This is a genomic window from Phocoenobacter uteri (assembly GCF_900454895.1).
GTDB classification, from domain to species: Bacteria; Pseudomonadota; Gammaproteobacteria; order Enterobacterales; family Pasteurellaceae; genus Phocoenobacter; species Phocoenobacter uteri.
The window spans coordinates 2,104,961-2,120,227 of the sequence record NZ_UGTA01000001.1 but is presented as its reverse complement, the minus strand read 5'-3'; the positions used below and the strand labels follow the sequence as shown (position 1 = coordinate 2,120,227).

At 34.5% G+C, this 15,267-nt stretch carries 11 protein-coding genes; 1 reads left to right on the top strand and 10 read right to left on the bottom strand.

Annotation, left to right across the window (positions count from 1 at the left end; genetic code table 11):
- Nucleotides 1-168: 168 nt before the first annotated feature.
- Nucleotides 169-417: a sulfurtransferase TusA gene (tusA, locus tag DYE60_RS09740; protein ID WP_172460400.1), complete on the top strand. Its 249-nt coding sequence runs from the start codon at nt 169-171 to the stop codon at nt 415-417.
- A gap of 29 nt (nt 418-446) precedes the next feature.
- Here the strand turns inward: tusA and DYE60_RS09735 are convergent, their stop codons facing one another.
- The 10 genes from DYE60_RS09735 to dnaG form a co-directional block, all read right to left on the bottom strand.
- Nucleotides 447-971, bottom strand: coding sequence for an MltR family transcriptional regulator (locus DYE60_RS09735; RefSeq protein WP_115316391.1), 525 nt, complete (start codon nt 969-971; stop codon nt 447-449).
- Complete coding sequence (locus DYE60_RS09730; protein ID WP_115316390.1) at nt 968-2,110, bottom strand: mannitol-1-phosphate 5-dehydrogenase; 1,143 nt, start codon at nt 2,108-2,110, stop codon at nt 968-970. The genes DYE60_RS09735 and DYE60_RS09730 overlap by 4 nt, the downstream gene beginning before the upstream one ends.
- Before the next feature lie 79 nt (nt 2,111-2,189).
- Complete coding sequence (locus DYE60_RS09725) at nt 2,190-4,052, bottom strand: PTS mannitol transporter subunit IICBA (RefSeq protein WP_279525369.1); 1,863 nt, start codon at nt 4,050-4,052, stop codon at nt 2,190-2,192.
- 663 nt (nt 4,053-4,715) lie between these two features.
- A complete protein-coding gene (locus tag DYE60_RS09720; RefSeq protein ID WP_115316388.1) occupies nt 4,716-5,126 on the bottom strand; it encodes an ExbD/TolR family protein in 411 nt (136 codons plus the stop codon).
- Nucleotides 5,127-5,792: a MotA/TolQ/ExbB proton channel family protein gene (locus DYE60_RS09715; protein ID WP_115316387.1), complete on the bottom strand. Its 666-nt coding sequence runs from the start codon at nt 5,790-5,792 to the stop codon at nt 5,127-5,129.
- A gap of 26 nt (nt 5,793-5,818) precedes the next feature.
- Nucleotides 5,819-6,598, bottom strand: coding sequence for an energy transducer TonB (locus tag DYE60_RS09710; RefSeq protein ID WP_115316386.1), 780 nt, complete (start codon nt 6,596-6,598; stop codon nt 5,819-5,821).
- Nucleotides 6,599-9,376, bottom strand: coding sequence for a lactoferrin/transferrin family TonB-dependent receptor (locus DYE60_RS09705; RefSeq protein WP_115316385.1), 2,778 nt, complete (start codon nt 9,374-9,376; stop codon nt 6,599-6,601).
- Nucleotides 9,377-9,391: 15 nt separating this feature from the next.
- Nucleotides 9,392-11,197, bottom strand: coding sequence for a transferrin-binding protein-like solute binding protein (locus tag DYE60_RS09700; RefSeq protein ID WP_115316384.1), 1,806 nt, complete (start codon nt 11,195-11,197; stop codon nt 9,392-9,394).
- 360 nt (nt 11,198-11,557) lie between these two features.
- Nucleotides 11,558-13,390, bottom strand: a complete 1,833-nt coding sequence (gene rpoD / locus DYE60_RS09695) for an RNA polymerase sigma factor RpoD (protein WP_115316383.1) — start codon at nt 13,388-13,390, stop codon at nt 11,558-11,560.
- Nucleotides 13,391-13,465: 75 nt separating this feature from the next.
- Complete coding sequence (gene dnaG, locus DYE60_RS09690) at nt 13,466-15,205, bottom strand: DNA primase (protein ID WP_115316382.1); 1,740 nt, start codon at nt 15,203-15,205, stop codon at nt 13,466-13,468.
- Between the last annotated feature and the right edge of the window lie 62 nt (nt 15,206-15,267).

Here is a 15,267-nt window from a genome sequence, read left to right as displayed (position 1 = left end):
GGACACTCCCAAATAAAATAAAGATTAAAAATAATCGGCTATCATACCTGAAAATCGAATAAAGATCTTTTGCTTTTTGTAAATTTTGATCAAAATCTTACCGCTTATTTTCTAAAATATTGTTAGAATATAAGGATGCGATCTTTTTTTAAAATTAAGGACAACACATTGCTATTTGATCCAAACTTATTTAACCAACATTTAGATACATTGGGGCTACGTTGCCCAGAACCAATTATGCTTGTCAGAAAAACAATTCGCAAAATGCAAGAAGGCGAGATTTTGTTAATTAGTGCAGATGATCCTGCCACTACACGAGATATTCCAAGTTTTTGTGAATTTATGCAACATCAGTTACTCAACGCTCAAACCGAGCAACAACCTTATCAATATTGGGTTAAGAAAGGGTTATCGTAGATTAAGATAACAGAATATTCTTATAATTTTTACAATGGACTTTCTATATCTAATTGATCTCGAATAGCACTGATCGCTAGAATAAGACTGGAACGAACTATCTTTTCAAGACGAGTCTGAAACATTTGATACTGTAAAGAATCTTTATTATCTAATTTAGGTTCTTTTTTAAGAATATCTAAAACAATATTAAGATCAATATGATGAAGTTTTTTTATCTCATCAATAATATAAGAATCTGAAAAAGAAAACTCCTCAACCTCATTACTTAATTGATCTTTTAATTCAATCAAAAAATTTATATCTTCAAATACTTCTGTTGATATAACCCCTAAACTCACAAGTACTTTTAAACGAACAGATAATTCAGCAAGTGGTCCTTGATGCTCAAAAAGTGAATTTACAACGGATTCCACCACAAAATCTTTTTTACGAAAAACACGGTTAATCAATAACTCAATATTTTGAGAAAATTGATTAACCGATAGTGCAAGGAAGCCTCTTAATGAAGCAACCTCGCTCAATTGTCTAATAAAGTTATCTTTGGAAATCATTCGTTATATAAAGTAATAATTTTTGAAATAATAGCTTCATTAGTTAGCCCTGTATAATGCTTAACTGCACTATCAAGACCATTTTGCTCAATATATTCCGCCAACTCTATGGCTTGTGGATCATCTTGATTACGATATTGTAATGCCATTACCACACCTTCAATTAAATGCTCATTAGGTAAATTAAATTCGATTGTACCTAATAATGGTTTAATCAAGCGATCATTTTGGCTAAGTTTACGAATAGGCTCACGCCCAACTCGATTAACATCATCATCTAGATAAGGATTTTCAAAACGTTTAATGATTTTTTCTATATAAGCGGAATGTGCTGATGGATCAAAATTATAACGCTTAATTAAAACTGCCCCACTTTCTTCCATTGTTGCTTTTACCTTAGATTTGATATTTTCTAAAATAATCGTATCTTTTATATATTTTACACCCGCTTGTTTACCTAAATAAGCCGTTACTAAATGTCCTGTGTTAAGAGTAAATAATTTACGCTCTATGAATGCCATTAAATTATCCGTTAATTCCATACCTTGAATAGCAGGAATTGAACCTTTGAATTGTGTTTGATCAACAATCCACTCACTGAATTCTTCAACAGTAACTTGAAGTGGATCATCTGAATTTAATTCGGCAGGTGGTACAATACGATCAACCGCAGAATCAACAAAACCAACTAGTTGCTCAACTTGTTGTTGCTGTTCATCATTTAAGTATTGAAATACATTTTCTTTTAAAAATGAAGTACCTCGTACCATATTTTCACAAGCAATAATATTTAGTGGCTGAGTGTTGTTATTTTCAAAACGTTTTACTAACCCTTTAGCCAGCGTTGGTGCAATAATTTTAAGTACATTTGGACCAACAGCGGTGGTAATTAAATTAACCGTTGTTATTTTATTTAATAGAGCTTCTTCATCAACTGAATTTATAGCATCTATATTTTTTACTATTTCTATACGACTATTATCACCAACAATTTTGACACCATACTGTTTTTGTTGATTAATTTGATCAATTTGAGTTTGGTTAATATCAACAAAAGTGACGTGAATATTAGAATCTGCTAATAGCTTACCAATAAAACCACGTCCGATATTACCAGCACCAAAATGTAATGCATTCATAGAATTAAATCCTTCTTGGAAAATTTGAATAAGATCTTACCGCTTAAACCCCCCCTTTTACAAGGGGGATATTATTTGATTATTTACCTTGTAGTAAATTTAATACTTGTTGTGGATCATCTGTCGTCATCAATGTTCGCATCTTTTCTTCATCATCTAATGCGTTCGTAAGTGCTGTGATAACTTGAATATGCTCATCATTACGAGCGGCAATTCCGATTACCAATTTTGCAACACCATCATCTTCATCATCAATGAATCTAACACCATCTCGATATTGACAGAACACAATACCTGTTTCTAATACACTCTCTTTGGCAGAAATTGTACCGTGTGGAACGGCAATACCTTCACCAAGATAGGTTGAAACCTGTTTTTCACGTTCAAACATTGCAGGTATATAATCTTCTTTAGCAAAGCCAAGTTTAACAAGTTTTTCGCCAGCAAACTGAATGGCTTGCTCTTTATTTGTCGCAGTTAGATTTAAGAATATTTGCGATTCTTTCAATTCTAAGCAGTGAGCTGGCTTAGCTTTTTTTGTTTGGTTCGAAGCTCCTTCATCATTAACTAAATCTTGTACAAGCTGATTATAAAAAGCATTATCTAAGAAATTATTTAATGATAAATGTTGTGCATTTGGAGCTTGTTTTTTAGCTAGAGTGGTTAAATCTTTATGTGTGATAACCAGTTGAGCATCATCAGGTAAATCATTGATAGCCAGATTTTTTACATCAATATTTAAGCCTGCTGCTTCGACTTTTTTACGCAACATACTTGCACCCATTGCACTTGATCCCATACCTGCATCACAAGCAACATAAATTTTATTTACTTGTTGTAATTGAGTTGATGAAACACCTTTACTTTGTGCTTTCATTGAATGCATTTTAGATTGAGCCGCTTCTAAATCATCTTCATCTGTTACTTTTTGTGTTTTAAGTAATAATGACGCAATAAGGAAAGAAACTGTACAAGAAAGTGCAATTGATAATAATACACCTAATGTTGCACCTTTTGGTGTCATTAATAACACAGCAAAAATAGAACCCGGAGAAGCAGGAGCAACAAGACCTGCATCAAATAATGTTAAAGTAAACACACCTGTCATACCACCAGCAATTACTGCTAGAATTAAGCGTGGATTCATTAACACATAAGGGAAGTAAATTTCGTGAATACCACCGAAGAAGTGAATGATTGTTGCACTACCTGCAGTTTGTTTTGCTAAGCCTTTTCCAAAGAACATATAAGCAAGTAAAATACCTAAACCTGGACCTGGATTTGCTTCAATTAAGAAGAAAATTGATTGTCCAATTTCTTGAGATTGTTGAATACCAAGTGGAGAGAAGATACCGTGGTTAATCGCATTATTTAAGAATAAGATTTTTGCTGGTTCAACAAGTAATGATGTTAATGGAAGCATATTGGCTTTAACTAACACATCAACCCCTGCAGCAAATAGCTCTGAAATTTGAGTAACAACGCCACCGATAACGCTATAAGCTAAAAGCGCTAAAAGCATACCAATGATACCTGCAGAAAAGTTATTTACTAGCATTTCAAAGCCTGCTTTTACTTTTCCTTCTACCCATTTATCAAATGCTTTAATTGCCCAACCACCAAGTGGCCCCGCAATCATAGCACCTAAGAACATTGGAATTGATGCACCAACAATAATACCCATTGTCGCTACTGAACCAACAACGGCACCACGTTCACCACCGACTAAGCGACCACCCGTATAACCAATGAGAAGTGGTAATAAATAAGTGATCATTGGACCAACAAGTTTTCCTAAATACTCATTTGGTAACCAACCAGTTGGAATGAATAGGGCGGTAATAAACCCCCAAGCGATAAATGCCCCAATATTAGGCATTACCATATTTGATAGAAAACGTCCAAAACCTTGGACTTTCACTTTTAAATTTGAAGACATAATAAGTACCTCATTAAATACTGTGAATAAAAAGACATTGATTAAGAATCGATAATTAAATTAGCACTTATTTTTTAAACAACAAAAGAATTTATTTTAAAAATGTGATTATGATCACATAAAATTTTTTATGTGTATTTTTTAAAATGTGACTTAGATCACAATTTTAAATTTCAACAAATAAAAACGTGATATAGATCACATTTTTAATAATGAACAATTTTATAAAAATCTTACTGCTTGTTTTGCTTTAAATTATTTAATTAATATTCAAAATCGTGAGAAATACATAAAATATAATATTGTATTTCGTGATCTTGCTGATATTATTCATTTTATTTTTATAAAAGGATAGGATAATGCTAATTAGGAAGAATGCCACAGGTTATTGATAATTATATAAAAAATAAAGGTTTTATTACTGCTGATAAAATTAAGTGTAATATTTTAACTTTATATCGTAATGATATTACTAAGTTTACGGAGAATTATCAGAATAAAGTATTGGCTATCTGATGCGATGATTAGTAAGATTTTTGCATTTGATATTGTCAATCTTAATCGCTGTGAAATATTAATCTTTTATGCCTAAAATAAATTGAGATAAAAATATAAGGGCGTATCGCATACGCCCAAATCACTATTTTAGCTACTATAAATTAAGTGCTATTTTGCTACTTGCTCCGTCACAAATCCGACTTTCTTTAAACCTGCATTTTGTGCTAATTCTAAAACTTTAACCACTTTTTCATAAGGCACTTCTTTGTCCGCAGAAATGGCAATAACGGTGTCTTTATTTTTTGAAAATTGGGCTTCAAATGCGGTCTTTAATTCATCATCGGATTGCACATTTTTATCAATAAATGTCCCTTCGCTGTTAATCGCTATTCTCATCATTGCCTTAGGTTCATCTTGCTTTTCAATACTGGCAGTAGGTAATTCCAAAGGGATCGATTGCGTTAGCACTGGCATTGTAATCATAAAAACGATTAACAAAACCAACATTACGTCCACGAGCGGAGTGACGTTAATATCTGACATCTCTTTGTCATCGTCATTCATTGAGCCGAACGCCATTTATTTACCCTCCATTTTTAATAAATGAATAAATAGAATATGGGCAAAATGGTCGGTATCTGCTCTGAAATTACGGTTAATTCGGCTAATTGCATTATAACCTAGTACGGCTGGAATTGCGACAAAAAGCCCTGCTGCGGTTGCAACTAAGGCCTCGCCGATTGGGGCCGAGATCGTTGCTATGCTGACTTGTCCTTGTGTACTAATATCCATTAAAGCGTTGAAAATGCCCCATACTGTACCAAATAGTCCAATAAAAGGGGCTACCGCACCAATAGAGGCAAGCATTGTTAATCCTCCATCAAAACGGCGTAACTGTTTTTGCATCGTATTTTTGATCGACAGCTCTAAAAAATCACGGTAGCCTAAGGTTTTAGATAACCCTAAATTCATTTCGTGATGATAGTAATCGTCCACCGCTTGCACGCTTTCTTTTACCATAAAATAAAATACTCCACCTTGCCCTTTTAAACTGGTATTTAAAGAAGCAAAATCTGGGGTATCAAAAAAACTATTTTGGGTTGCTTTTGCGAGGGATTTTTGACGCATCACAAAAACGCTACGAATTAAAATAACACTCCAAGACAGTAAACTCATTAACACGAGAATACCAAAGGATACTTTTAATACGATATCTTGTTGCTCAATTAAATGAGAAAATTCCATAATAACTCCAATAAATAAAAAATAAACTATGAATTACCACACTGGAAGTGCATTTTAAATTTCACTTCGCCTTCAACGGGTTGTCCGTTGCGTATAGCGGGTTGATAACGATGTTTTTGGGCAATTTTTAACGCTTGACGATCTAAGCGTTTAATACCTGAACTTTTTAAAACAGACACTGCATTCGCTTTGCCATTAGCTGCAATTCTGACAGATAAATACACAGAACCATTATCGTCTGCATCATCAGATAAATCACTACATTGTCCTGTTAAAGTTGAGCCATAACCTGCCCCAAGTCCTGCTCCTGTTGATTTACCAACACCAGCACCGCCAACTTCGCCCTGACGAGTTTGATTGCCACTACCTCTATGAGCTGTTTTGCTAACGTTTGCTTGCTTCTTAGTCGCTGTTTTTTTCGGTACTTTTGTTTTTACTTTTTCTTTTTTATGTGGTTTTTCTACTTTATTAAGCGGTTTAATTTTTTCTACTTTTTCCACTTTTTTCTTTTTAGGTTGCTCTTTTTGTAAATCTGCCACAGCTGTTTTAACCTCTGTTGCCATTACCTTTTCAATAGGTTTAGGCTCTGGTTTAACTGGTATGGGTTCGACAAATTCAATATTAACCATATTCAAACTTTCATAAGCATTTAATCCTTGCTGAAACTGATATGGCGTTGTTACTTGAAAAAAGAACAAAAATACACCCAATAAAAAATGAAAAAGAAAAACAACAATTACCGATAAAAGACCGATAAATCGGTCTTTATTACGACTTTGTTTTTGCTCTAAAAATAAAGTTGGCATTTAGAATTTCATCTCAATTTGTAAACTATAATTACGTCCTGGTGCAGCAAATCTTGTATAATTCCCCTCTTTTTGTTTATGTGCCGTACTCTCTGCAGTTTGACGAAGTTGCTCCCACATTACATAACGATGATTAAATACGTTATTTATACCTGCACGTAATGTCGTGTTCTTATTAAATTGATAATATCCATTCAAATCCACAGTAAACCAAGAGCGAGATGCTTTTTTACTCACAGATTTACCATACTGAACTCGACCAAGATTGTGTACACCTTGTAATTCAGTTATTTTTTTAGCTTCTGAATAAGTAAAGATACTACCTATACCCCATTTTTCATTAGGATTATCATAAGCCAAACCAACAATATAACGAGCAGGTTGAATCGTATCTAATAATGGCGTTGTTACATCTTTATAGATAGGATTGACCCATACTTTTTTGACTTTTACTTTGTTGTAAGCAAATGAACTAGAAAAACCTTCTGGAATTTTATTATAAACCCCATTCCAATCGATTTTTGCAAGAATATTTATACCCGCTAAATCAATATTCTGTGTATTGTAAAAACCAATATTTCTTAATTTTCCTTCATCCTTTTCTGCTCGTGTTATCAGATCTTTATAATTATTATAGAAAGTACTTGCTTCTAAATAACCCCAATCGCCATTAACACTTACTGATAATTCTTGATTTAACGATTTTTCAGGATCAATTCTACGGTTCTTGAATACTCTATTGACAAAAGCATCATCAATGATCGTATCTTTTCTATTTCCTTGTAGTCTATAACCAAAATGTTCTTGAAAACTTGGTACTCTAAATCCATTAGAAATACGATAAGAAACCGCAATATGTTTATATGGTTTAATCACAGTACCAACATTCCAAGAGAAATTTTTATAATCTCCATTTGTTGTAAATTCATCACTTGAATTTACTCTATTATGATCAAATCTAGCCCCAAAGCCTAAACTCACGTATTTATTGATTTTTAGATGATCTTTTAAACCAATAAATCGGTTATAACCCGTTATTTTACTTGGAACGCAGCTGTTATCTTCATAACGCCCATCGCCACATCGGTCAATCCTAAATAAAGCACGATCTTTTAGCTCATAATGTCTAGGATTATTCTCAACACCATTACCTTTCCCACTACTTTGCTTCATTACAACATTTTCTTGATACCAATCAAAACGACGATGTGTTGAACGATAGCTATCTTGCCCTAATGTTGCCGTCACTTTATGTCTAATACCATAAGTATCAAATTGCTTATCCATTTCAACTTTGAAAAGAGTATGTTTTTCCGCATAAGTGGCTGTTTGTGTTGAATAATAAGACCAAGACTTGTCAAGGGTCGCTCGACAATTTTTATCTACTGTTGGATAAGTTGAGCAATTTAATTGTTGTTCACGATTTTTCAATTCGATATTTTGAGTATCAAATGTGAAATTTAGTGCATCTAACCAACCTCCTTGATAACGATAATTTATCCCAAAACGGTTTTTCTTATGTAAATCTTCAAATAATTTTACTCTGGTATATTTCATACCTCGCCCTGCGTGAGGGTGTGCAGAGCTATCTTTAAGATTAAAAGTTTGCCCATTTTTAGTAATCTTACCATTATCCGCAGCTAGCATAGGATCTTCAATAGCCAATCCATCAAATGGATCATCAAGATAAATCCCGTGAGCTGGATTATCTTTGCTCTTTATTCTGCCATCTCTACTTTGAGAAAAAATATCACTATTTGACCAGAAAGCAGGTAATGTCATATCTCGCCCACGATAATTTTGACGTGTATTTTCTAGTGTTGTACCAATAAAATGCTGTGAATTAAAATGATAGCCTAACTTCAACAATAAAGATTTAGAATCGGTATCCATTGTATTTGGTAATAATCGATTAGCTCCTGTTAGCTCCTCGCCAGACATTGTTTCTGTTATTTTATGATACACGCTATTTTCAGGAAGATTTGGTTCTCTAAATCCAACCGTATGTTTAGGTTCAGTCCAAGTTCCGTCTTCTTTTTTATACTTAAACCAGTTATTTTCATTTCTTTCCACAAACTCGCTATGGGTTACATTTGTACTTTTACTTCCTGCATCTTTATGTGCTTTAATTTCATTACCATTACGATAAGTATAAATAGCCAATGCTTCAAAACCATTTTCACGTCCAGCCGCTGCTAATGATTGCGTAAAGCGATTATTTTTTCCTGTATATGCTGTTTTACTTTGAAAACCCCAATTATTCCCCTTCTGAATAATATCAGAAGCTTCCTTAGTACGAAATTGGACTGAACCACCCAAAGATCCACTACCGAATTCAGAAGAGCTTGCCCCTTTACTAATTTCAATACTTTGAATATTTTCATACTCAATTTCATTTACTGCACCACTATTTACAGAGTTAAATCTTGATGTGTAATATTGAATTTGTGGTACACCATCAACAGCTAAACCAACACGGTTTTTATCCAATCCACGAATTGAATAACCTGTACTTGCTCCCTGACCTTGTTCCACAACAGAAATACCTGGATCGTAACGAGTTAAATCACGAATATCTAACACTTGCTCTTTATTGATCGTATTACTATTTTTAACAATTTTACCAAGTCCTGTGATTTCAGTTGTTTTTCTGTGAACTTTTTTAGAACCTTTAATATATACATCATTAAGTTCTGTTGCTTGCTCTGCCAATACTGAACCAGAAAAAATACTAACTAAAAATGCGACTGTTGTTAATTGAAAAGTATGTTGTTTCATTGTTAATCCTTTATCCTATTTTGCTTCAACCTGACGTTTTGCCCCAAAAACAGCCTGAATTTTATTGCCGTCTTTCTCGCCATACACTGCACCACCTAACTCGCTTGGTCCTGCATTACCGTAAAATCCACCTTTAACGGTTAAATTATCAAAATGTACCTCAGAGCGATCCGAATTTGCTTTGCTGTCCAGTTTCCAACCATTATCAAAAGTTTTTGCCGTTCCAATAAAGCCATTTCCTTCAATTTTTGCACTCATTGATAAGGCATTCACATCATCAGCTTGTAACGTTCCTTTTAAGGTTTTTTCTGCAAAATTCACTTTAAAATTCGCTTTTGTTTTTGTGGTCTCAAAATTGGTCTTTCCTGATACAAAGCCATTCCAAGATCCTGCATATTCAACGGTTTTATCATCCGTTGGTAATTTTGAAGAATCCACTCGCTCGCCTTGCAAGAAAACAAATTTTTCAAATTCTTTTTCATTGGTTTTGGATACCACATCAAATTGCCCAAAACGTAAGAATTGCCAATTTTTTTCCTTATCGGTACGCACATTGGCTTTCTCTTTTTCATTTAATTCAACAGAAACATTCTCATTGTTGAGCAAATCAATTTCTTTACCACCAATGTATAACTTGGTTATATCTCCGAAGTTATCGAGGTTTTGTGAAGCGGTCATTTTTTTGTTAATTTTTACCGAATCTAAAATGGTGTCTAATTCTTCACCATTAACAACTTCACGTTTAGCACCAAAAACACCGAATAATGATTTATCGTTAGCTAAGAATTTGCCCGCAATTTCTTGTCCTTTATCGCCATAGAAACCACCTTCAATTTTGCCATTTTGACCAAATAAGGTATCTTCGCCATCAACCGCTGTGACATTACCTTGAAAACGGTTACCTACGATTTTTGCTTCAAAGGTATAACGTTTTCTGATTTCTTGAACTGCACAATCTCTACTGCAATAGCCATTGGCAACAAATTCCCCAGTTACAATGCCTTTTTCACGATCAACCACAAATTTTGAGGTATGCCCGAATTTTCCTTTATCCGTAATAGCTCCACCTTTATTTATACTTTCAGCGTAAGAAAATGCACCGTGCGTTTTCCCTGCAATATCATTCATTGGATTCTCACCACTAAAATCTTTGTGTTTAGTTCGTGTGCTTTTAGCATCAGTGGTAAATGCCCACTCACCGTTATATTCGGTTTCTTTTTTTACTAAACTGGCGGATGGATTTACGCCTTTATAAAAAATATAGCCTTTTAATTTTCCTTTGATGGCTTTATTTCCTGTAGTCTTATCGTGATGAGCTAATCCTGTTTCATAAAACTCAAAACCATTGTTGGTAAACTGATAATTTCGTTTCTTAGATTCATTCAAGCCATCATTTGAATGCTGTATAACGGTTGCATTACCAAATGGTTTGCCCATTTGATAATCGTGATCTGCCTGCAACTCATCGTGTTTTGGATTATCATTGCGATCCGTTGCAAAAAATTCATCAATCACAATTTCTTTTTCTTCATCAACCGTATTTCCCCACATACCTTTGGTCACGGCTTGTGGAATATCCGCCGTTGCACCAGTTTTTGGTTTATAAAAATCATCAGAAATTTGTTCATTAGACTTCTTCACATCTGAACTATCATCTATTTTCTTAATTGGGGTAACAACTGGGTTTGAATCTTGTACAGAAGGCTTCTCAACATCAGCAACATCAAATGATCCACCAGATGAACAAGCTGTTAATAAAGTTGGAAATAAAAAAGTAAGATATTTTAGGTTAAAAACACATTTTTTTGATGGTCGTTCCATAAACAGAAATCCTTGAGAGTCAACAAAAATAAGAATTGTTATTATTACTATTTTTATCCTATTTTCAAGTTTATTTTTTACTACTTATGACCAGTTGTTTGAATTTTATACTCATAAAGTGATTAAAATTACATCTATTTTGCTCCATCTCTCAATGAATTAAGCAAATTTATCAAATATATTGGAGTTTTAAAAAAGGGAGAAATGAAACATAAAAAACACAGCTATTCTCTGAAAAGCTCAAAAGTTATGCTTCAATGATCTGAATGATAATTCCTTAAATAAGGAACTAGAATTGGAGGGTTTTCTAAACAAAAATACCGCCTGTGAAGCGGTATTTTTTTGATTAAAATTTACAATTTATTCATCTAAGAAACTACGTAATGTTTCCGAACGACTTGGATGACGAAGTTTACGTAATGCTTTCGCTTCAATCTGACGAATACGCTCACGGGTTACATCAAACTGTTTACCCACTTCCTCTAACGTGTGGTCAGTATTCATATCAATACCAAAACGCATACGTAATACTTTCGCTTCACGTGGTGTTAAGCCTTCTAATACACCACCTGTTGCAATTCGTAAACTTTCTGATGTTGCAGAATCTAGTGGCTGAGCAAGAGAAGAATCTTCAATGAAATCACCTAAATGTGAATCATCGTCATCACCTACTGGCGTTTCCATTGAGATTGGCTCTTTCGCAATTTTTAAAACTTTACGAATTTTCTCTTCTGGCATTCCCATTTTTTCTGCTAGTTCTTCTGGCGTTGCTTCGCGTCCCATTTCTTGTAAACATTGACGAGAAATACGATTTAATTTGTTAATCGTTTCAATCATATGCACAGGAATACGGATGGTACGAGCCTGATCCGCAATAGAACGTGTAATTGCCTGACGAATCCACCACGTTGCATAAGTAGAGAATTTATAACCACGACGATATTCAAATTTATCTACTGCTTTCATCAATCCGATGTTACCTTCTTGGATTAAATCTAAGAATTGTAATCCACGGTTAGTGTATTTTTTCGCAATAGAAATAACAAGACGTAAGTTCGCTTCAATCATTTCTGTTTTCGCACGACGTGCTTTTAACTCACCTTCTGCAATACGTCCACCAATTTCACGAATTTGTTTAATCGTTAAACCAGTTTGCTCTTCGATCGTTTTTAAATTCGCCATATGGGTACGTAGTTGATCCGCATAACCTGCCAATTTATCTGAATAACCTTTATTTGCTTCAATCGCTTTCACTAACCAAGCATCTTCTGTTTCGTGTCCTTGGAACGCTTTTAAGAATGCACCACGTGGCATTTTTGCATATTCCACAACAAGACGCATAATGTGACGCTCTTCTTTACGCACTTTCTTCATAATAGTACGCATTTGATCAACTAATAAATCAAATTGCTTCGGCACTAAACGGAATTCACGGAAAATATCAGAAAGAATCAATAATTGCTCTTTTGCTTTTTTATTTGTTCTACCGTATTTTTGCACCGTTAAAATCGCTTTTGCGTGTTGATCACGTAATGCATAGAATTTTTGACGTGCTAATTCAGGATCGATACCACCATCATCATCTGATGTATCCGCACTATCGTCTTCATCTTCGTCTTCATCATCATCGCTGTCATCAACGGCTTCTTCTTCAAGCAAGAACTCATCATTGATTTCTTCACTTAATTCAATATCCGATTCCACAAAGGCTGTGATTAAATCGGTAATTCGCATCGTACCTTCTTCAACTTGCTCATAGCTCGCAATTAAGTTGGTCAATGCTTCTGGATATTCTGCAATCGCACATTGAACTTCGTTAATTCCTTCTTCAATGCGTTTTGCGATATCAATTTCCCCTTCACGGGTAAGTAATTCAACCGTCCCCATCTCACGCATATACATACGCACAGGGTCAGTTGTTCGTCCTAATTCAGACTCAACGGTTGAAAGCACTTTCGTTGCCTCTTCTACCACATCTTCATCGGTGATATTTTCAGAAAGCATCAAATCATCGGCATCAGGTGCTGTTTCAAGCACTTTGATCCCCATATCATTGATCATTTGGATAATATCTTCGATTTGATCGGCATCAACGAGATCCTCAGGAAGATGATCATGCACTTCTGATAATGTTAAATACCCCTGCTCACGCCCTTGCGCAATAAGAAGTTCAAGTTGAGATTGTTTTTCCATTTTAGAATATCCGCTGTTCTGACTTAAAAGAGGGTTAATTATACCACTACTTTTAATATTATTGTTAATGCTAAATTATTGCTGACTAATCAATAGTGCAAGCTCTTTTTTTTCTGCTGAATTTAGCCCCATAGTACGATCTTTTGCGATCAACATTTCAATGTGTTTTTCAATGACTTTTTTGTAGAAAAAATCCAACGTTTCTTCAAAAGCTGTTTCAATGTTTTCAACTGCTACTAGATGATCCCAGTTTGCCAAAATTTCAAGGGTTCGGAAAAATTTTTTATCACGATAATGCTCTAAAATTCCTCCCGTTGTAATTCCTTGATGCTGTTTTATCAATTCTACTAATTCTTCAAAAAGAGGCAAGCCCGCAATATCTAATGTTTTTAACGGTTGCAAATCATCCACATTTTTTACTAAATAGGTATTTTGTAATAATAATGCCACCAAAAGTCGCATTGGAGTTTGCTCTAATTTTGGCTGAGATTTACTCTCTTTTTGTTGTTGCTTAGGCAATAATTTTTCCAACTGCGAAGGATCAAGCACACCTAATTTTTGTCCTAAAATATCACGTAAATACATACGTAACATTTCACCTGGAATCTGTTTTAATAATGGCAATGCCAAAGATGCTAATTTCGATTTTCCTTCTTTACTTGAAAGATCAACTTGGTTTAGCAATGAACCAAATAAAAATTCACTTAATGATTGAGCCTGCTCTAAATATTGTTCAAATCCTTCTTTGCCGTGCTTTCTCACAAATGAATCAGGATCTTCGCCATCAGGCAAAAAGATAAATTTTAGTTGTCGCCCATCTTCTAAATAAGGCAAAGCATTTTCTAAGGCTCGCCACGCAGCCTCTTTTCCAGCTCGGTCACCATCATAACAACAAATGACCTGTTCGGTATGACGAAACATTTGCTGAATTTGTTCACCTGTTGTTGCTGTTCCAAGCGATGCTACCACGTTATCCACACCAAACTGAGCCAGTGCTACTACGTCCATATAGCCTTCAACAACAATTAAATAAGTCGGATTTGAATTGAGCTGAGTTGCCTGATATAAACCATAAAGCTCACTCCCTTTATGATAAATTGCAGACTCTGGCGAGTTTAAATATTTCGGTTTTTCATCGCCTAGTACACGCCCACCAAAAGCAATAACTCGTCCACGACGATCACGAATCGGAAACATAACCCGATTACGAAAACGATCATAAACTCGACCATTATCACTACGAGAAAGCATACCTGTATCAAATAATTTATCAATTTCTTGTTTATTGACACCAAATTTCTTTAATACAGAATCCATTGAATTCGGAACAAAGCCCAACTCAAATTTCTCAATAATTGCCTTAGAAAGCCCTCGCTCTTCTAAATAGCTCAAACTATGCGGATTTGAAGCGGTTAAATTTTGATAAAATTTTGCAATTTCATTCATTAACTCATACAAGTTACGCTTCGCCTTAAAACTAGGTTTATTTTTGGTATTATCCGATGCCGACATATTTTCTCGTGGCACTTCCAATCCATATAAACCCGCAAGTTCTTCAACAGCTTCAACGAACTCTAACTTTTCATAATCCATCAAAAATGAAATGACATTACCGCTCACTCCACAGCCAAAACAGTGATAAAACTGCTTGCTAGGACTAACAGAAAAAGAAGGGGTTTTCTCGTGATGAAAAGGGCAACAGGCTTGATAATTTCGCCCAGCTTTTTTAAGTTTTACACGAGAGTCAATGAGTTGCACAATATCAGTACGAGCAATCAAATCATCAATAAATGAACGAGGAATAAGACCTTTCATTGATTTTCCTTGTAAAACAAAAATTAACGACGAACTAGAAACACTAAAACCGTGAGCCTAGA